The 19,362-nt window shown below is 61.9% G+C and carries 12 protein-coding genes; 9 read left to right on the forward strand and 3 right to left on the reverse strand.

Annotated elements, in window-relative coordinates:
* Positions 1-56: 56 nt before the first annotated feature.
* A complete protein-coding gene (locus tag IEY38_RS03915; protein ID WP_188975475.1) occupies positions 57-977 on the reverse strand; it encodes a hypothetical protein in 921 nt (306 codons plus the stop codon).
* Between the two features lie 110 nt (positions 978-1,087).
* Here IEY38_RS03915 and hisA point away from each other — a divergent pair, with 110 nt between their 5' ends.
* Positions 1,088-1,822, forward strand: a complete 735-nt coding sequence (hisA, locus tag IEY38_RS03920; RefSeq protein WP_188975477.1) for a 1-(5-phosphoribosyl)-5-[(5-phosphoribosylamino)methylideneamino]imidazole-4-carboxamide isomerase — start codon at positions 1,088-1,090, stop codon at positions 1,820-1,822.
* On the opposite strand, the gene IEY38_RS03925 is transcribed toward hisA, so the two are convergent.
* On the reverse strand, positions 1,819-5,511 hold the full coding sequence (locus IEY38_RS03925; protein ID WP_188975479.1) for a glycoside hydrolase family 97 catalytic domain-containing protein: 3,693 nt from the start codon (positions 5,509-5,511) through the stop codon (positions 1,819-1,821). The two genes, hisA and IEY38_RS03925, sit on opposite strands and share 4 nt — an antisense overlap.
* 165 nt (positions 5,512-5,676) lie before the next feature.
* Here IEY38_RS03925 and IEY38_RS03930 point away from each other — a divergent pair, with 165 nt between their 5' ends.
* The gene (locus IEY38_RS03930; RefSeq protein WP_188975481.1) at positions 5,677-6,279 is read left to right on the forward strand and encodes a class I SAM-dependent methyltransferase; all 603 of its coding nucleotides are present in this window, start codon (positions 5,677-5,679) and stop codon (positions 6,277-6,279) included.
* Between the two features lie 7 nt (positions 6,280-6,286).
* Here the strand turns inward: IEY38_RS03930 and IEY38_RS03935 are convergent, their stop codons facing one another.
* The gene (locus tag IEY38_RS03935; RefSeq protein ID WP_188975484.1) at positions 6,287-6,679 is read right to left on the reverse strand and encodes a nuclear transport factor 2 family protein; all 393 of its coding nucleotides are present in this window, start codon (positions 6,677-6,679) and stop codon (positions 6,287-6,289) included.
* 97 nt (positions 6,680-6,776) lie between these two features.
* On the opposite strand from IEY38_RS03935, the gene mutS reads away from it, so the two are divergent.
* The 7 genes from mutS (at position 6,777) to IEY38_RS03970 (ending at position 19,072) form a co-directional block, all read left to right on the forward strand.
* Positions 6,777-9,542: a DNA mismatch repair protein MutS gene (gene mutS / locus IEY38_RS03940; RefSeq protein WP_188975486.1), complete on the forward strand. Its 2,766-nt coding sequence runs from the start codon at positions 6,777-6,779 to the stop codon at positions 9,540-9,542.
* A 74-nt stretch (positions 9,543-9,616) separates the two neighbouring features.
* A complete protein-coding gene (locus tag IEY38_RS03945; RefSeq protein ID WP_188975488.1) occupies positions 9,617-11,557 on the forward strand; it encodes a hybrid sensor histidine kinase/response regulator in 1,941 nt (646 codons plus the stop codon).
* A 389-nt stretch (positions 11,558-11,946) separates the two neighbouring features.
* Complete coding sequence (locus tag IEY38_RS03950) at positions 11,947-14,412, forward strand: methyl-accepting chemotaxis protein (RefSeq protein WP_188975490.1); 2,466 nt, start codon at positions 11,947-11,949, stop codon at positions 14,410-14,412.
* Positions 14,413-15,012: 600 nt separating this feature from the next.
* Complete coding sequence (locus IEY38_RS03955) at positions 15,013-16,029, forward strand: ABC transporter ATP-binding protein (RefSeq protein WP_188975492.1); 1,017 nt, start codon at positions 15,013-15,015, stop codon at positions 16,027-16,029.
* Between the two features lie 19 nt (positions 16,030-16,048).
* Positions 16,049-16,879 (forward strand): ABC transporter permease, encoded by an 831-nt coding sequence (locus tag IEY38_RS03960; RefSeq protein ID WP_188975494.1) that lies wholly within the window; start codon positions 16,049-16,051, stop codon positions 16,877-16,879.
* 107 nt (positions 16,880-16,986) lie between these two features.
* Entirely contained in the window at positions 16,987-17,826 is an 840-nt protein-coding gene (locus IEY38_RS03965) for a LolA family protein (RefSeq protein ID WP_188975496.1), read from the forward strand.
* A 61-nt stretch (positions 17,827-17,887) separates the two neighbouring features.
* Positions 17,888-19,072 (forward strand): LolA family protein, encoded by a 1,185-nt coding sequence (locus tag IEY38_RS03970; RefSeq protein ID WP_188975498.1) that lies wholly within the window; start codon positions 17,888-17,890, stop codon positions 19,070-19,072.
* Positions 19,073-19,362 lie beyond the last annotated feature (290 nt).

Here is a 19,362-nt window from a genome sequence, read left to right on the forward strand (position 1 = left end):
GTCCCTCACTGGGTTAAAACGTACCGAACAGGTTATTCATCACGTAGCGCCTGCTGCTACGGCGATGGCTCGTTAGAGCCCTCGTCGTCGGTGTCGGCCTCGCCGGCCTCGTCAGCGAGGTGCTCGTCGTCGGCCGGCATCGTCTCTTCGACCTCCGCCGCGGTCTCCTCGACCTCGCTCGCCGTCTCCTTGGCCGCTTCGACCTCGTCAGTGACTGATTCGGCGGTCTGTTTCGCGTCGCTGGTCTTGTCCTTGACCTCCGTGGTCTTGTCTTTCACTTCGGTCGTCCTGTCTTTCGCTTCCGTCGCCTTGTCCTTGACCTCAGTCGTCTTGTCTTTGACTTCAGTTGTCTTGTCCTTGACTTCGGTCGTCTTGTCCTTGACCTCGGTGACCTTCTCGGCGGCGTCTTCGTCGCCGGTCTCGGTCGCAGTCTGTTCGACTTCGTCGGCCGTCTGCTCGACCTCCTCGGCTGTCTGTTCGACTTCGTCGACGGTTTCTTCCACCTCACCCGCGGTCTGTTCCACCTCGTCGGCCGTCTGCTCGACTTCGTCCGCTGTCTGCTCGACGTCCTCTGCAGCCTCGTCAACCGTTTCAGCGGCGTTTTCGACCTCGTCGGCGGTCGTCTCTAGCTCCTCGGCAGTCGTCTCTAGTTGCTCGGCTGCCTCTTCGAGTTCAGCGGCTTTGGTAGCGACATCCTCGTTTGTCCGCTCGAGAACGTTCGCGAGGACGAGGAACTGCAGCAAGCCAACAACGACGAACGCCGAAATAGCGATGCTCGCAGCGGTCGCAAGTAGTGACTCCGTGCCAGCACCGAGCGGCAAAACACCGAACGCGGCCAGTCCCCAGGCCAGCGCCAGCCCGACAGCGACGACCAGCACGGCCTGTTCGAAGAGTTGGTATTCGCGCTCGTACCGCCCGAACATGATTGCTTCGAGCCGACGGGCGAGCGGTGTGAGGACAGCTGTTGCCAGAACCATAGCTGACCTTTCCTATCACGGCGTAAAAGCATGGGGGTACACTGGGTCAGACAGCCGCCTGTACGTATCGGACCGACACGCTTTCGACGGCTGCCGCCGGACCACCGGCCATGTATCCCGAGTTCGAGGTCGTTCCCGCGGTCGACATGCAGGACGGACAGGTGGTCCAGCTGGTCGGCGGCGAACGCGGCACGGAGAAAACCTACGGTGACCCAGTCGAGGCCGCACAGCGGTGGGTGGACGCCGGTGCGCGGACACTCCATCTCGTCGACCTCGACGGCGCGTTCGAGGGCGAGCGACAGAACGCGGCAGCCATCGACGCCGTCCTCGACGCGGTGGGAGCCGACGTGGACGTGCAACTCGGCGGCGGCATCCGGACCGCCGAGGACGCCATCTCGCTGCTTGACCGCGGGCTTGACCGCGTCATCCTCGGGACCGCCGCCGTCGAGACGCCAGAGATCGTCGACGAAATCAGCGACGAACACCCCGGCAGTGTCCTCGTGAGCCTCGACGCGAGGGACGGCGAGGTCGTGGTGTCGGGCTGGACCGAGGGGACCGGTCTGGACCCCGCCGAGGCTGCCGAGCGGTACGCCGACCTCGGGGCGGGTGGCATCCTGTTCACCGACGTGGACGTGGAGGGACAACTGGACGGAGTGCGAACCGACCCCGTTCGTCGTCTAGTCGACAGCGTCGATATCCCTGTCATCGCAAGCGGCGGTGTCGCGACCATCGACGACGTGCTTGCGCTTCGGTCGGCTGGAGCCGCCGCCGTCGTCGTCGGCAGCGCGCTCTACGAGGGGAATTTCACCCTCGACGCGGCGATTGACGCGCTCGCCGAGGACTAATCGAGCGAGACGAACGGCAGCGTCGGCTGCGAATCGGCGCTGTAGGCTAGCGCGTCGGACTGGCTGACGCCCTCAGGCGTCGTCAGGTCCATGATACGCGGAGCGTTCTCGACCGCGTCCGGCTTGGCACCGCCGAAGACGTAGCCCTCGGCTTCTTCGGCGACGGGGCGCAGCGACCCGCGGTCCTCGGACTGCACCATCGCGACGACTTCCAGATCCTCCGCGTCAGTGCCGCCGACGGCTTCCCTATCGAGAGAGAGCGTGACTGTCCCAGCGTCCACGTCGACGGCCTCGCCGAGTGAGACCGCGTCCCCGTCGGCGTCGGTCAGCGCCGTGCCGCTGGCATCGACCGCGCTCTTCGAGAAGCCGCTGATTTCGATGCGGTACTGCCACGGGTCCTCGAAGTCGACGTTCGCACCGAGGTCGTCGAGGCTACTCGTCGACCCGCTGTCGGCGGTCGGGTCGCGCAGCCAGAGGACGAACCACTGCGGCGAGAAGCCGCGGCTGCTGCCGAAGGCGTTGTAGAGAGTCGCCACCTCGAAGGTGAAGCGATGGAGGCTCGGCGTCTGTTCGACCGTCAGCGACTCCAGATCGAACGCGCCGTCCTCGAAGTCACCGCTGGTCGGATACGTGTAGCCGCCGGGGCCGGTGTCGTCGCCGGACGGGTCAGCGAGTTCGGCCACCGTCGCCGGCGGCTTGACCGTCACCGTTCCGCTGGCGAGCGTCGTGCCGTCCGGGAGCGCGACTGACACGTCGTAGTCGCCGGCTGCGTCGATGCTGTAGCCGAAGTCGTAGGTGGCGTCGCTGGCGTTGGGCGGGAAGCGGACGTTCTCCGTCCCGACAGCCTCACCGTCGACACGGAGCGTCACCGTGGTCCCGCCAATGAACACCCCGTCGTTGCGCCCGGTAGCCCGGATGAACGGCTCCTGAATGAACACCTCGTCGCTGATATCGACATCGACATTCTGTTCGGGTCGCTCGTACTCCGGCAGGTCGTTGATCTCCTGGCCCTCAGCGGGGCGGAAGCGGACGGCCGTCCCGCCGCTGCCGACCATCGACGCGAGCAGGGTCGTCCCCGGTGTGACGACGGCCTCATCGACGCGAACGTCGGTCAGGTTCTCGTCGTAGGCCGCGTCGATGCCGTCGGAGTAGATTTCGGCGACGTACTTCGAGCCGTTGGGGCCGTTGCCCGTTCCGTTCTTCTTGCCGTTGTCGTTCCCCGGCCCCCGTCCATTGCTGTCCGACGCGGACGAGAGGAACGACAGAGGCACGTCGATAGCACGGCCACCTTCGTCGGTCATCGCACCGAGGTACCACTCGTCGCCTTGCTGCCGTGCCGTAATCATGTAGTCGCCGATCTCGGCGTCGATAACTCGCGTGTCGTCCCAGCCAGCGGCTGGCACGTCCTCGATAAACTGGAACTCCTCGACGGTCTCCCCGCGGATGGGCGCCGTCTCAGGTTCGGGCATCGACGCGCCGGGTTCGGTGGCCGCCATCGAGTCGAGATTGAAACCGCCGGTGTCCTCGCTGGTCAGCGAGAGGGCGAGTTCGTCCTCGTCGCCCATCAACGAGACAGTCGTCGAGACGCTCTCCCAGACATCCCAGTAGTCGGTGGGTGGGAACGTGACTTGGCCGGCCTCGCTGCCGTTGACCAGCACCGTCGCAGTGCGGTCAGTATCCGGACCGACGGCGTTCTCCTCGGCGTCGCTGGCGTACCGGAAGTGGAGGTCGTACTCGCCCTCGCTCGCACCTTCGACGGACCAGGAGACAGTCGCGCCGGGCGCGGCGCTGTTGGGGTCGATAGCGACGTACTGCTCGCCCTGGGCGTTGGCCCAGCGGGCGGCCGTCGAGAACCCGTCGAGGTCTCCCCATTCGGCCTGGGCGACCTCGCCGACGGCGGCCGTCGACGGCTGGTCGGCCAGATAGGAACTGGGCAGGTCGGCGGCCATCTGGAGGCCGCTGAAGTACGTCGGATACATCGCCAGTTGCTTGGCGCGCGTGGTCTCGATGCCACCCGACCCCGAGTCTATGTCGAAGATGCCTGGCGTGTACTCCACCGGCCCGCCCAGCATCCGCGTAAAGGGGAACGTGACGTGGTGCTCGGGACTCACGTCGCCGAAGGCATCGTACTCCTGACCTTTGACCCCCTCACGAGTCATCAGGTTTGGATAGGTTCGCCGACGGCCAGTCGGATGAATCGGCTCGTGTATATCGAGCATCTGTCGGTTGGCCGCCGCCGTCTCGGCGACCAGCGTGTGGTGGTTGACCAGTATCTGGTTGTGGTGGCTGTAACTCTCGCCCGCAAGGTCGCCGCTGTCGGAGACGTAGCCGCTCTTGATCGTTCGGATGCCCAGCTCGTCGTACAACGAAAATGCCTCGTCGAGCTGTGATTCGTAGTTCCGGAAGTCCCCTGCCGTCTCGTTGTGCATCGTCATCTGGGTCGGCGGGTCGAGGCTCGCGCCGTAGTCGGTCACTTCCGCCAGATCGAAGTCCGGATACGGTGTGGAGAAATCGAAACTGCTGCCATCGCCCGGATAGCTCGACCAGCCCTCGTTCCAGCCCTCGACGAGGACGCCGGGGATGTCATGCTCGCTGGCGAAGTCCATGTACTGCGTGGCGCGCCCGGTCTGTGTGCCGTGGTTGCCGGTCTGTGGACCCTGATACTCCCACTGCGCTCGACCGGTAATCATCAGCCACCAGACGCCGATGAACTTCTGGGGCTCGATCCAGTCGACGCCCTGCGTGAACACCGCCTCGTCGTAGTCCTCGTTGAGATTGACGACGAGGTTCGACTCGACGAGGTCGCCGGCGCTGGTCCCAACCTGTACCGTTCGCCACGGGGTAACGTGCGGGGCCGAGGCTGACACCTTGGTACCGTCAGGTAGCGGTGCGAGCGTCGATTGGAAGGTCGTGTCGCCGGCATCAGACGGTGCGAGCGCGAGCGAGGCGTAGTCCGTGAGGTCGGCCTCGTGGACGGCAAGGTAGCGGCCGTCGTCGGTCCGCATCGTCAGCGGCGTGTGGATGCCGCCGAAGCCGGTGCCGTCCAGTTTGCCGGCGACCTCGCTCAGCGGCGTCTCCTCGTACTCCACCTCGAAGTTGTTGTAGTCGTTGGGAATCCACCACGAAGTGTGGTCCCCGGCGAAGTTGTACTCGGTCCTCTCAGACGTGAGTACGAACTGGTCGCCGAACGGCTCCCCGAAGACGAACCGGAAGCCGACGCCGTCGTCGAACACCCGGAAGACGAGCGTCCCGAACCGGTCTGCCCCGGTCGATTCCACAACCCCCAGCCGGAGTTCCGTGTACCGCTCTTCAATCTCGTCGTAGCGGTCCCAGGCCGGCGTCCAAGTGGTATCGACCTCGGTTCGCTCGCTCCCGGTGACTGCCAGACCCGAGCGGAACGTGTCCTGATTCTGGAACTCGAAGCCCAGTTCCGACTTCTCGATGAGGGCCGTCCCGTCGTGTGCAACCTCGTAGGTTGCTACACCGTCGCTGACATCGACAGTGAGTGTTACTGCCCCGTTGGGTGACGAGACGGTCTGTGTGGCCGAGTCGTCGCCGTCTGTCACCTGTGCGGCAGCGTCGTCGGAGACGGAAACCGAGAATGCCGACGCGGCAAGCAGCGAACCGACACCACCGAGGAACTGTCTGCGGCTCGGGTTCGATTTGGGCTGTGATCTTTCTTCAAACATCGATTCTTCTCTCCCCCGGATAAGTAATAAAAGTTCACCCATATTTCATACCAGTTGGTCAACGAATCAGTGAACACCATCGGAATATCGCGTTGCAGTCGAAATAGGGTGGTGGCTGTAGAGAGGTAGCTGAACGCCTATCCGGCTCGCACACATAGTGTAGACATGGACCGCAACGAGGTACGCCGCGCGTGGGACAGCGTCTCCGAGACCTACGCCGAACGGCGCGATCCGACCGGGTCGGACGCAGCCCTGCTCGACGATCTACTCGAACGCCTCGCCGAAGCGCCGACCGTCCTCGATGTGGGCTGTGGCGACGGCGCGCGGACACTTGCAAACCTTCCGTCGAATAGTGTCGGTCTGGACTTCTCGCGAGCGGGCCTGAACCTCGCCGCCGAGACAGTGCCGGAGAGCCGGCTCGTGCAGGGTGACGTGACGGCGCTCCCCATCGCAACCGACAGCGTGGACGCGATCACGGCCTATCACGCCGTCTTTCACGTCCCGCGAGACCAGCACCCCGCCGTCTACCGGGAGTTCGCCCGTGTACTCCGGCCGGGCGGCACCGTGTTGATGACGCTGCCGAGCGGCCAGTTCGAGACCGTCCGTCGCGGCTGGATGGGCGGGTCGATGTTCTTCTCAGCGCCGGGTCGGCGGGCGACGCTCGACCAGTTGGCCGACGCCGGCTTCACCGAGACGGAGACCGTCACTGCGACGGACCCGCTGGGGAGCGACAGCGAGTTCGTCTTCGCCACGCTCGGCGGCGATTAGCGGCCGCCTACTCAGCTAGCTCGTCGGCGGTGCTGACGTGCATCCCGACGAACTGCCACTCGCGCGCCTCGTCTGTGGCTTCCAGCGCCCCGCTCCAGCGCGTGTCGTATTCGTGGCGGATCCCGTTCTCGGTGTCGGTCCAGCACAGTTCCACGTCGTCGCTGAACCACGCGTAGCCCTCGCGTTCTGTCACCCGGAGCGCGTGGCTCTCGACAGTCCAGTCCGTCGTCGTCTCGGTCTGTTCCCGTAGTCCTGTCCTGATAGCGGCGGTTCCGATCAGTTGTTCAGAGATACCGAACTTGACCACCGAGCGGTCCGCATCGTCGGCGAAGAAGGGGCCGAGCGGCTCGCCGGCCCGGAGCGCCGCGTAGTACGCCTCGATGGTCTCTGCTGCGTTCATACTCAGCCCTACGGCCTGTGGCCCCTTCACTGGCTACGCCCGGCGGCCGCTCTCCCGACCCGCAATCCTTACGCCGCGGACGGCCACACGGACGTGTATGACAGAGGCGACGGGAATCGTCGGGGAGTTCCTCACACTCAAGCAGGGGACCGACGCGGACCTGCTGGCAATGCAGTGTGGCGACTTCTACGAATTTTTCGCCGAGGACGCCGAGATCGTCGCCAACGAACTCGACCTGAAGGTGAGCCAGAAATCCTCGCACGGCTCGTCGTACCCGATGGCGGGGGTTCCAGTCGACGACCTGACGCCGTACGTCTCCGCGCTGGTCGAACGGGGCTACCGGGTCGCTATCGCCGACCAGCACGAGACCGAAAACGGCCACGCTCGCGAGATAACGCGGGTCGTCACGCCCGGCACCCATCTGGAAACCGGCGACGAGTCGGCGCAGTACCTCGCCGCGGTGGTCCGGGAGACCAGCCGGAACAGCAGCGACACCTATGGCATCGCCGCGACGGACGTGACCACGGGCCAGTTTCAGGTCACGCAACTGGACGACGCCGACGCGGGCGAGGCGCTGACGGAACTGTACACGTTCGGGCCGGCCGAGATTCTCCCCGGCCCGGAACTCCGGAACGACGACGAATTCCTGGACCGCCTGCGCGAGCGGACTGACGCGGCGCTGACGCTCCACGATTCGGCGTCGTTCGAGCCGGGTCGAGCGAGCCACACCGTCCGCGAACAGTTCGGTAGTGAGACGGTCGACAGCGTCGGCATCGGCGAGCAAGACGTGGCGCTACAGGCCGCCGGCGCGGTGCTGTCCTACGTTGAGGACACTGGTGTCGGCACGCTGGCGGCGGTCACGCGCCTGCAAGCGTACGGGGAGCGCGATCACGTCGGCCTCGACGCGACGACCCAGCGGAACCTCGAACTCACCGAGACGATGCAGGGCGACAGCTCGGGCTCGCTGTTCGACACGATCGACCACACGGTCACGGCCGCCGGCGGGCGACTGCTCCAGCAGTGGCTCCAACGACCACGGCGAAACCGGGGCGAACTTAAGCGCCGGCAGTCCTGCGTGGCGGCGCTGTCGGAGGCGGCGATGGCCCGCGAGCGGATTCGGGAGACGCTGTCGGACGCCTACGACCTCGAACGGCTGGCCGCGCGGGCCACGTCGGGCAGTGCGGACGCGCGGGACCTGCGTGCAGTGCAGGAGACACTGGCACTGTTGGGGCAGGTCGCCGACGCCGTGACCGAAACCGAGCGGCTGGCCGGGTCGCCCCTCGCTGATTCCCTCGACGGTGCCGACCGCGAGGCGGCAGATTCGCTGGCCGCCGAGTTGGACAGCGCACTGGTCGCGGACCCGCCGGGGACGGTGCGCCAGGGCGGCCTGTTCAAACGGGGGTACGACGACGGCCTCGACGAGATCATCGACGAGCACGAAGCCGCGCTGGAGTGGCTGGAAACGCTGCCGGACCGTGAGAAGGAGCGGACCGGCATCACCCACCTCTCGGTCGACCGGAACAAGACCGACGGCTACTACATCCAGGTCGGCAAGAGCGAGACCGACGCTGTCCCTGAAAAGTACCAGCACATCAAGACGCTGAAAAACTCCAAACGCTACACGACGCCAGAACTCGACGAGAAAGAACGGGATGTGCTGCGTCTGGAGGAACGCCGCCACGACATGGAGTACGACCGGTTCCAAGAACTCCGAGCGCGGGTGGCCGAGCGTGCGACGCTGCTGCAGGACGTGGGTCGGACGCTGGCGGAACTGGACGCGTTCGCGTCGCTTGCGGTCCACGCCGTCGAGAACGACTGGACTCGCCCGGCGGTCGTCGACGGCAACGAGCTGTCCATCGAGGCCGGCCGCCACCCGGTCGTCGAGCAGACCACGGAGTTCGTCCCGAACGACCTCTACATGGACGACGACCGGCAGTTCCTCATCGTCACCGGCCCGAACATGAGCGGGAAGTCGACGTACATGCGTCAGGCGGCGCTCATCACGCTGCTTGCACAGGTAGGCAGTTTCGTCCCAGCGCGGTCAGCGACGGTTGGGATGGTCGACGGTATCTTTACCCGCGTCGGCGCGCTGGACGAACTGGCACAGGGCCGCTCGACGTTCATGGTCGAGATGCAGGAACTGTCGAACATCCTTCATTCAGCCACCGACGAATCACTCGTGATACTGGACGAGGTGGGTCGCGGGACGGCTACCTTTGACGGTATCTCAATCGCGTGGGCAGCGACGGAGTACATCGTCAACGCCATCCAGTCGAAGACGTTGTTTGCGACCCACTACCACGAACTGACGGCGCTGGGCGAGGAGCTGCCGACCGTCGAGAACGTCCACGTCGCGGTCGACGGCGAGCCCCGCTCCGCTGAGGGCGACGGCGACGTGACGTTCCTGCGAACGGTCCGGAACGGGCCGACCGACCGCTCCTACGGCGTCCACGTCGCCGACCTCGCCGGCGTCCCCGAACCGGTCGTCGACCGCTCACAGGAAGTACTCGACCGGCTACGCGACGACAAGGCCATCGAGATTCGAGGTAGCGAGGGGAACGACGGCGGGACGACACAGGCCGTCTTCGATCTGGATTCGGGGCAGTTCAGGGACGGGCCGGCCCAGTCGGCGGGCACGTCGACCGGTTCGACTACTGAGCCGATGGTGACCGACGGCGACCCCGAACACGCGCTTGGCGAGTCCGTGGCTGAGGCCTCCGAGGGCGACGAGGCAACAGCGTCGCTCGACCCGGAGACCGAGGCTGTCCTGTCGGAGCTGACGGAATTAGACGTCAACGAGACGCCGCCGGTCGAGCTGATGGCGAAAGTACAGGAGTGGCAGGCCGAACTGGACGACGAGTAGCGGACGCGACCCGATTTTCAACGGAGATACTCACGGCGGAAGGTGTATACGGGAGTTGTCACTGCTAGCAGCCAATGCCCGACCGGATCCGCGTTCTCCACGTCGACGACGACCCGGCTGTCGTCGAAGCGGCCACGAGCGCTCTGGAACAGGAGCACTGTGGCATCACGGTCGAGACAACGACGAACGTTGCCGACGGCATCGAACGGCTCGACAGTGAAGCGTTCGACTGTGTCGTCGCCGGCTACGACCTGCCGGAGCAGAACGGCGTCGAATTCCTTGATGCGGTCCGCAAGCGATCGCCGGACCTTCCGTTCATCCTGTTCACCAGCGAGGGGAACGAAGCAGCCGCCAGCGACGCGATTTCCGCCGGTGTCACCGATTATCTCCGGGTCGACGGCGGTGCCGAGCCGTACGCACGACTCGCACACACCGTCGTCGACGCCGTCGAGCGGACAGTCGATGGCATCAAACACGTACAGAACACGCGGCGCGAACGTGCTATCGAGGAGCTACACTCCACCGCCAGGGCGTTCATGCGGGCCACGACTGAGGATGCAGTTGCGCAGATCACAGTGGACACCGCCAGAGCCATTCTCAATATGCCGGCTAACGGTGTCCACTTCGCCGACGGCGACAGCCTGTATCCGGTCGCCTGGACCGCACAGGTCGAGGAGCTCCTCGGCACGCCACCGGCGTTTGAGGCTGGGGAATCGCTCGCGTGGCAGGTTTTCGAGACCGGCGAAGCGCGGGTCCACGACGATATCACGTCGATCCCAGGACGGTACAATCCGGAGACAGATATCCGCAGCGAGATCATCCTCCCGCTCGGGGACCACGGTGTCCTCCTCATCGGATCGTGCGAGACGGGTGCGTTCGATGACACGGACATCACACTCGCGCGGACGCTCTCGGTCCACGCGACAGCGGCCCTTAACCGCCTCCACCGTGACCGCCAGCTCCGCGAGGAACGCGAGTTCATCGATCAGGCGCTCGATACGCTTGACGACCTGTTCTACGTCATCGACACGGACGGTAGCCTTCGGCGGTGGAACGAGCGCATCCCCGAAGTCACAGGATACAGCAATGACGAGATTGACGATATGCCCGTCTCCGAGTTTTTCCCGGGTGACGAGCATGAGACAATCGCTGCGGCAATAAATGAGACGCGAACCAGCGGCCGGGTGACTGTTGAAGCGGAGATTCTGACTGCCGATGGAGAGCGGATTCCGTATGAGTTTGCCGGAACCCGGCTGACCGACTCTGACGGAACGACAGCCGGGACAGTGGGTATCGGTCGGGACATCTCACAGCGCAGGGCGTACGAACGGCAACTGGAGCGAAAGAACGAGCGCCTCGATGAGTTTACAAGCATCGTCAGCCACGACCTCCGGAACCCGCTGACGGTCGCGGAGGGGAACCTGGAACTGGCCAGAACAGAATGTGACAGCGACGCACTCGACAAAGTATCGCGCGCCCACGAGCGAATGCGAGCGCTGATAGACGACCTCTTGACCTTCGCACGAGCCGGCGAAACGGTGACCGACCTCGAATCCGTCACGCTCACAGACATCGTCGAGGACTGCTGGCAGACCGTTGAGGGAGCCCAGGCGACGCTTGTCGTCGAGGACGACCGCCAGATTCGGGCAGACACGGCGAAACTCCGTCGGCTGTTATCGAACCTTGTTCGCAACAGTGTGGAACACGGGTCCACAGACACTCAGGCACCGTCCGGCCGCACCGCGGAACACGACGGCGAGAGCATAACTGTGCGAGTCGGGACCGTCGAGGACGCGGACCGACACGGTTTCTATGTCGCCGACGACGGGCCGGGCATCCCGGAGGACGACCGCGAGCAGGTGTTCGAAGAGGGCTACTCGACCGGCGAGAACGGGACGGGGTTCGGACTCAAAATCGTTCAGCGCCTCGCCGAGGTCCACGGGTGGACGGTCACAGCCACCGAGAGCGAGGCCGGCGGCGCGCGGTTCGAGGTGACGGGTCTCGAACCTGCCTGATTGCCTGTGTGTAATCAGGTGACGTCGATGGTTCGATTCATGAAAGGATTTGAAGCGAGAGTGCAGTGATTGTGCAAACCCTATTCCCACGTCACAGAGCAGTCGGTCTGGCTCGCTAAGAGAATTGGCGACGATGCAGGTGAACCCGCCGCAACCGTCCGGGTCCGCAAGTTCGTCGACTATGCTATGATTTCCTTATATTGTCTGCGGATATTACCTCGGTACCGCTTTAGGTGGTGAATTCTACCCTTGATAATACATCATCTGCTCTTATCTCCTTCATGAGTATCAACAAAAATAATCTCGCCAGCAGTTTTAACCATTAGAAATCCTGCCCTATACCCAGCCATCATGAGTGCTAAAAGCGAAAACAGAACCCATCTCCATATATGAATCTTGAAAATCACCTTCCTAAAGCAATACGGAAGAGCTATACAAGAAAATTCGCGCTATCAGCACTGCTTATTCTAATAGTCGTTGGTTCTATTGGCGGGATAACACAAGCACAGGTTTCTAACGATGTGACAGAGCAGCAACAACAGAACCTCCTAACAAACGCGGAAATGGAGGGTGATAGCTTAGAACAGTGGCTCACTACACAACAACAGAACACGAGGTCGCTATCTGAGCACCGTGGGTTTGCCAGCAACGAAACTAGTGCCCGGGAGACGCTACTGGATAGAGAGTCCGACCTGTCAGCGGATGTCACTGCACTTCACTACATTGAGCGGGAAAGTGGCACGATTATCGCAAGCACAAACTCAGAAGTTGAAGGAGCTGGCATTCAGGAAACCAGCATCGTCTGGCCAATGGAGACTGCATATGAAGATTTGTCGTTCAACAGTGCAGATGAAGTATCGCGCTCATGGGTGTACAGAGATGACGACGGGAAAACATCTATAGCGTTCATCTCTCCCGTCCCGAATTCAGACCGAGCGGTGGTGCTAGTCACGCACACAAGCGAACGGGCTGAGCGGTTTCGGAACTCGATTAATGGCACGGAAACTGTAGTTGTTGCTGCTGGGACGACCGACGTAGTGTTTGGTCTGAACGAGTCGGCACTACTTTCACCGTACAGTGCACAGGGTTCGGAAGAAATTCTGTCTGCAATTGGCCAACAGAGTAAAGGAACGGTAATCACCCCTGATTCGCTTGTCGCGTTTGCCCCTGTCGGCGGAGGGACTGATTGGGTTGCTGTTAAGCGAGTCCCCAAATCGTCAGCGCTTGCAATCCAACAGAAAGTCACGACCAATGTTGTTGCACTCGTTGGTGTATCGATTGCTGGCTTGCTTCTTTTGGGCTGGTTAGTGAACCGTGGTCCTATCCAGTCAATGCGAGAGCTTACAGACCAAGCAACAGCTGTTGCCAGAGGGAATTTAGATGAGCCAGTGACCGATGCAGGTCGTATTGATGAAGTTGGACAGGTGCGAACCGCATTCAGAGATATCAAGGCGTATCTCGAAGTGGTCGCAGACCAAGCTGACGCGCTCTCAGAGCAACGATTCAACGCCGATGTTCTAGAAGAAGACGTACCGGGCCGTCTCGGCGAATCCCTAGACGGGATGCAAGCCGACTTGGAAGGGTTCATTTCGGACATCACCGAAGCACGAGAGGACGCTCAGCAGGCGCAAGCTGAAGCTGAGGATCTGGCAACGTCGCTTGAACGCCGTGCAGAAGAATTTGGTGAAGTGATGGGGAAAGCCGCTGACGGCGACCTGACACAACGACTTGACGAAGACACGGACACCGACGCGATGGGTGATATTGCGGAGGCGTTCAACGATATGGTTGCAGAGCTTGAACGAACGATCGTCAAGATCGAGTCATTTGCCAACAACGTTGACGGCTCTACAGAAGAGATCTCTGCAAGCGCCGCTGAAATCAAGGCGGCGAGTGAGCAGGTAAGCGAAGCTGTCCAAGAGATTGCGACTGGAGCAGAAAATCAAAACGAGAGCATCTTGCAAGTTACAGATGAGATGACAGATATGTCGGCGACCATTGAAGAAATCTCTTCCTCGGCGGATGAGGTTGCAATGCAGTCCGAAGAAGCGGCTGAAACGGCTGTGGCTGGTCGAGAAAGCGGTGAAAAGGCGTCGGAACAGATGGCAAATATTGAGCAACAGACGGCGGCAACAATAGAGCAGGTAGAGGAACTTGCTGAAGAGGTAGATCGAATTAACGAGGTTGTGACATTTATCGACGATATCGCCGAGCAGACGAACATGCTTGCACTCAACGCAAATATAGAGGCGGCCCGTGCTGGCGGCGGTAATGGCGAAAGTGACGGAGAGGGATTCGCCGTCGTCGCTAATGAAGTCAAGCAACTCGCAGAGGAAACTCAGGAGGCGACAGACGATATCAGCTCAATCATCGCCGACGTGCAATCAGTTACTGACAAGACTGTTACCGATATGCAGGGAATTGGGACTCAGATTGAAGATGGGCACACAACAGTTGAAGAAGCGACTGATTCGCTGGCCGATATTGCCAGACAAGTCGAATCCGCAAATGATGGTGTACAATCTATTAGCGATGTGACAGCTGAACAGGCCACCTCAAGCGAGGAAGTCGTCGCAATGGTTGAAGAGATTGGTTCGATAAGCGAGGAGACGACTGCGGAGTCAGAAAACGCTGCGGCCTCTGCCGAAGAGCAAGCGGCGTCAGTCACCGAAGTAACCAATAATATCCAGGGACTCTCTCAACAAGCCAGTGACCTGCGTTCGCTCGTCGGAGAATTCACTACCTCCGAAGAAGTTACCACCGGAGAGATGGGTGAACAGGGATTCAGTAATACATATTCCCCACAATCTGCTGACAATAGCTCGACACGGTATTCCTCTCACTCAGAGAATTAATGAAAAGGATGAATGGAGTGGAAGGAACTGCCATATCCGACGCGTGAAGTCATCCCGAGATCGTACCGGACTCGGGTGCCGCGTTTGACCTCGCCAAAGCGGATGACTGGGTGAACATTTGGTAAGCGGATTCCCGCCGTTCGTGGAACTGTATGACACTCTCCGGATGATTCTATGACAGTTGTATCAGTCAACGTATCGTTTGTAGTAACTAATCTGATCGGGAGTCAAGATCTCGTAACCGCTCCGCTAGTTCCGACTAGGTCCCCAACTCAGACAAGGAGCGGCTCATCGCGAACAGTCGGGGACCTGCTCTCGTAGTGAATCTCGCCGTCACCATGGTCTCAGCACTGTACGCGAACTCTTCGGAGATACCGAACCTCTGCCGGACATCAGCGGGCAGGCCCACTGAATACACCTTTGGATATCCACTGGTTCGATATCGAACCGGCATGGCGTATCTGCCACTGTACTGTAATCCTAGTGGATAAATAACACCACCTGAGAAGACACGGGAAACAGTGGGTATAGGCCAGTAACACCAGCAGACCACCGCGGGGCGTGGCTGGCCTTTTGGTTCTGAAGCCCTCAGTGTTGGTAATGTCATCCCAGCGCCCTCCTCGGCAGGGCTCGCGGACCGCCGAGCAGTCGGCTGCGCCGAGGGACGGAGCGACGCCCGCACTCGCCGTCGAGGGGCTGTCGAAGCAGTTCGGCAGCGGTGCGGACGCGGTGACGGCCGTCGACGACGTGTCGTTTCGCATCGAGCAGGGCACGGTCGTCGGCCTGCTGGGACCCAACGGCGCGGGCAAGACGACGACGATAAAATCAATTCTCGGGCTGGTGTTGCCTGATTCCGGACGTGTTCGGATACAGGGTATCGACATGAGCGAGCACCCGCGAGCGGCCTACCGTCACGTCGACGGGATGCTCGAAGGGGCGCGAAACGACTACTGGCGGCTGACCGTCCGGGAGAACCTGCGCTATTTCTCGACGATCAAGGGCGTCAAGCCGGATGCCGTCGCCGACCGACACGAGCGCCTGCTGGCGAAACTCGATCTCCTTGAGAAGGCCGACGAGCCGGTCCGGGACCTCTCCCGCGGGATGAAACAGAAGGTGTCGCTGGCGAGCGTGCTGGCCAGCGAGTCCGATCTGGTGTTTCTCGACGAACCGACGCTGGGACTGGACGTGGAAAGCTCGCTGACGCTGCGGCGGGAACTGCGCCGCATCGTCGACGAGCGCGACCTCACGGCCGTCGTCAGCAGCCACGACATGGACGTCATCGAGGATGTCTGCGATCGGGTCATCATCATGAACAACGGAGAGATTATCGCAGACGACAGCGTGGCTGCCGTGCTCGACCAGTTCACCGCGAACGCCTTTGCCGTCACCAGCCCAGACATCACCGACGACCTGCTCGCGACGATCCGGGAGCGCTTCGAGGTGGCCGACGTGACGAATGTCGAGCGAGGCCGGCGTGTCGAGGTAGCGACCGACAGCGACGGGTTCTATCGCCTGCTGGCCCTGTGCCGAGACCACGACGTGACGCTTTCGGCTGTCGGCACGGTCGAACCGGACCTAGAGGACGTATTCGTCGAAATTACGGGACAAGAACGATGATGGGGGCAGAATCAGGCAGATGACTGCGAGTGCTGACACGCACGCGGACGACAGTGACGGTTCCAGTGCCGCCATGCAGGCGGGCTATCTCGACCTCGCACGGGCGGTGCTGTACCGCGAGTACCTCATCTTCGTCCGCTATCCGGCCAACGCCGTCGGCGGCATCGTCATCTCGGTGTTCTTCTTCGGCCTGCTGTTCTACGGCGGTCGGATGCTTGCCGGACAGGCGATAACGGACTCTATCGAGGGTATCATCGTCGGCTACTTCCTGTGGTCGCTGTCTGTCGGCGCGTACCAGTCAATCTCGAACGATATCGGGAGCGAGGCACAGTGGGGAACGCTCGAACGGCACGTCATGACGCCGTTTGGCTTCGCGCCGGTCGCGTTCTGCAAGGGCGTCGCAAAAGTCGTCCGGACGTTCATCACCTCGACGGTGGTGCTGGCAGTGATGCTTGCGATTACCGGCACGACGCTCCAGTTGAACGTCCTTACTGTCGTCGTCGTCGCGTCCCTGACTATCGCTTCCGTGCTGGGGCTTGGGTTCGCTGCCGGTGGTGTCGCGGTGCTGTACAAGCGCATCGGGAACTGGCTCAATCTGCTCCAGTTCGGGTTCATCGTCCTCATCTCCGCGCCCGTGTTCGAACTCGGCTGGACGCGGGTCCTGCCACTGGCCCACGGAAGCGCGCTTCTCCAGCGGGCGATGGTCGACGGGACCCGGCTCTGGCAGTTTTCCGCCGTCGACTTGGGGCTCCTCGTCGGTGTCCCAGCCGGCTACGTACTGCTGGGGTACGTCGTGTTTCAGTACACGACTCGGCGGGCCAGACGGCTCGGCGTACTCGGTGACTACTGACTGGCGTAGACAGGTGCTTTTACTTATGATGCCGACGATTTGATAGATAACACTGTCGCTCGGGCTGCGCACACAGCGCCGGGCGGTCTCTGCCCCGTACTCCAGCTATGGTCACTCGACACTTCTCAACGGAGCAACTTGTCCCTGCCGTCGCGACAGTCCTTGTTATTGGTGTTCTAACTATTTCGGCGTGGTCGCTCGTGGCCACAAGCGGCGGCACCGCCGACCACCCGCAGATCGATGCGGACGTGCAGCAACGCTACGAGTCGATAGACGGTGTCAACGCGATCCAGACGACGATCGTCTCACGGAACGGGACAGTTGCAAGCCGAACGACCTACCACGCGACGCTCCAGCCGGGGACGGAGAGAAAGCGGCTCGTACCCATCAATAGTACGGCACGGGCGAGTAACATGCGGATCTCGGACGGGTCAACGCTATGGCTGTACAACGACCGTCGTGAAAGTGCGACGCGAGTTCCTCTCCCTGAGACTGAGTCTGACAGGGGTGAACGGCTACAGCGCCTGTTCACGAAACTCGATGAGTCGAAAACGGACCCGCAGTCGGTTGAACCACTGCCTGTTGTCCCCCAGAGCGAACGGCGGCCAGTCAAGTCGACCGAGGAGATGACCGTCAGCTACCGGGGCACGGAACCAGTTGACGGCCGCGAAGCGTACGTCGTCCATGTGACGCCGAGAAACGAGACAAAAGCATACGAGCAAACAGTCTGGGTCGAAACACAGCGGTTCTTCCCGAGCAAAAAGCGGACTGCCTGGACAGCAGATGGAAAGCACACAGTTGTGACGACGAGGTACGCGAACATCTCGTACGACACCGATGTGTCCAGTGACGCATTTTCCCCCGACTTCCCGGATGATACAACTATCAGTGATCCAGAACCAGCAGATAGGAGGTTTTACTTGCGCTGCCAGTTATGTGCTACATAATATTGTCGCTCAGACAGATCGAACGTAGCCAGACAGTCCCCTGCGCCCGATAGCCCGAGATATGGTCACTCGACACCTCACATCGGAACGACTGGTTCTCACCATCGCGACGGTAGTCGTTGTTGGTGTACTGGCTGTTTCGATCTGGTCGCTTGCGTTCGCGAGTCCCGGGACCGCCGATCAGCCCCAGATCGATGCGGACGTGCAACAACGCTACCAGTCGATAGACGGCGTGAACGCGACACAGACGACGACGATTACCCGGAACGGGACAGTTGCGAGCCGGACGACCTACGACGCCGCGCTCCGGCCGGGGACCCAGAAGAAACGGCTGGCGGTCGTCAACAGCACTGTCGAGCGATACGACCGACGGGTGTCGAACGGATCGATGCTGTGGCTGTACGACCAGCGCCGCACGAACGCCACACGTATCTCTCTCAGCAGAACCGATTCAGACCAGGGTGAGCGGCTGCAGCGTCTGTTTGCGAATCTCAACATGGAGACGGCAACCGACACGACGACCGACTCACCGTCGGTTGAGCCGTTGCCCGTTGTTCCCCGCGGCGAGCAGCGGCCGACCGTCTCTGCCGGCACGATGACCGTCAGCTACCGCGGTACCGAATCAATCGACGGGCGTGAAGCCTATGTCATTCACGTGGCACCGAAAGACGACACAGCGGCCTACGAGCAGACGGTCTGGGTGGACACAGAGCAGTTCTTCCCGGTGAAAAAGCGCACTGCGTGGACAGCCGACGATGAGCGAACAGTCGTGACGACGACGTACACGAACGTCACCTACGACACCGGCGTGTCCGAGGACGTGTTTACCCCCAACTTCCCCGACAACACGACTGTCAGGGTCCCAGAGACGCCGGATCAACAGACCTACGAATCGGTCGGGGCGCTCGAAGCCGACACCGAGATTCAGGTTCCGAAGCCCGACATCCCGCCGGGGTACGAACTGACCTATGCGACCCAGACACGGGGGCGGGTCCACAGCGTCGGCCTCCGCTACATGAACCGAACCAGTCTGATCACTGTTGCCAAGTACGACCGGCTGGCTGTCGAAGAGAACGCCAGCGAGGGGAGGACAATCGACGGGCAACCGGCGCAGGTCAGCTACGGGCTGACAACATCAGTGTCGTGGAACTGCGAGCGCTACCGGTACAAGGTTCGCGGTAGAGGCGTGTCCGCGGACCGACTCGTCATCGTTGGCCAGTCGATCGGCTGTCCCAGCGGCGAGTGAACGCCCACGCTGGCATATCAAGCCGCCGTTTTCTGGGCCAGAAGTTCGACTGCACGTTATATTATGGAACCCCTCCTTAATTCGAGTGCAGCGGCCCTAACAACACCGTGCCACCAGCGCCCTCCGGCGATGGCCGCTGTCTGTCCACCACACTGCCCTAAGGTTCCCCGGAGTGCCACTCTGGGAAGGAATGTGGGCCAAACCGCCCGTGAACTGGTCCCCTCCCTCGCCCCACCTTCGCCCGAAGGCAATGCCCTGCCCGCACCGGTCTCCGCTGACACTGCCCCATT

The sequence above is a fragment of the Haloarcula sebkhae genome (assembly GCF_014647415.1).
Taxonomy (GTDB): domain Archaea; phylum Halobacteriota; class Halobacteria; order Halobacteriales; family Haloarculaceae; genus Haloarcula; species Haloarcula sebkhae.

Coding starts and splice junctions, on each gene's coding strand:
- IEY38_RS03915 (WP_188975475.1), bottom strand. CDS start 977: ATGGTTCTGGCAACAGCTGTCCTCACACCGCTCGCCCGTCGGCTCGAA.
- hisA (WP_188975477.1), top strand. CDS start 1,088: ATGTATCCCGAGTTCGAGGTCGTTCCCGCGGTCGACATGCAGGACGGA.
- IEY38_RS03925 (WP_188975479.1), bottom strand. CDS start 5,511: ATGTTTGAAGAAAGATCACAGCCCAAATCGAACCCGAGCCGCAGACAG.
- IEY38_RS03930 (WP_188975481.1), top strand. CDS start 5,677: ATGGACCGCAACGAGGTACGCCGCGCGTGGGACAGCGTCTCCGAGACC.
- IEY38_RS03935 (WP_188975484.1), bottom strand. CDS start 6,679: ATGAACGCAGCAGAGACCATCGAGGCGTACTACGCGGCGCTCCGGGCC.
- mutS (WP_188975486.1), top strand. CDS start 6,777: ATGACAGAGGCGACGGGAATCGTCGGGGAGTTCCTCACACTCAAGCAG.
- IEY38_RS03945 (WP_188975488.1), top strand. CDS start 9,617: ATGCCCGACCGGATCCGCGTTCTCCACGTCGACGACGACCCGGCTGTC.
- IEY38_RS03950 (WP_188975490.1), top strand. CDS start 11,947: ATGAATCTTGAAAATCACCTTCCTAAAGCAATACGGAAGAGCTATACA.
- IEY38_RS03955 (WP_188975492.1), top strand. CDS start 15,013: ATGTCATCCCAGCGCCCTCCTCGGCAGGGCTCGCGGACCGCCGAGCAG.
- IEY38_RS03960 (WP_188975494.1), top strand. CDS start 16,049: ATGACTGCGAGTGCTGACACGCACGCGGACGACAGTGACGGTTCCAGT.
- IEY38_RS03965 (WP_188975496.1), top strand. CDS start 16,987: ATGGTCACTCGACACTTCTCAACGGAGCAACTTGTCCCTGCCGTCGCG.
- IEY38_RS03970 (WP_188975498.1), top strand. CDS start 17,888: ATGGTCACTCGACACCTCACATCGGAACGACTGGTTCTCACCATCGCG.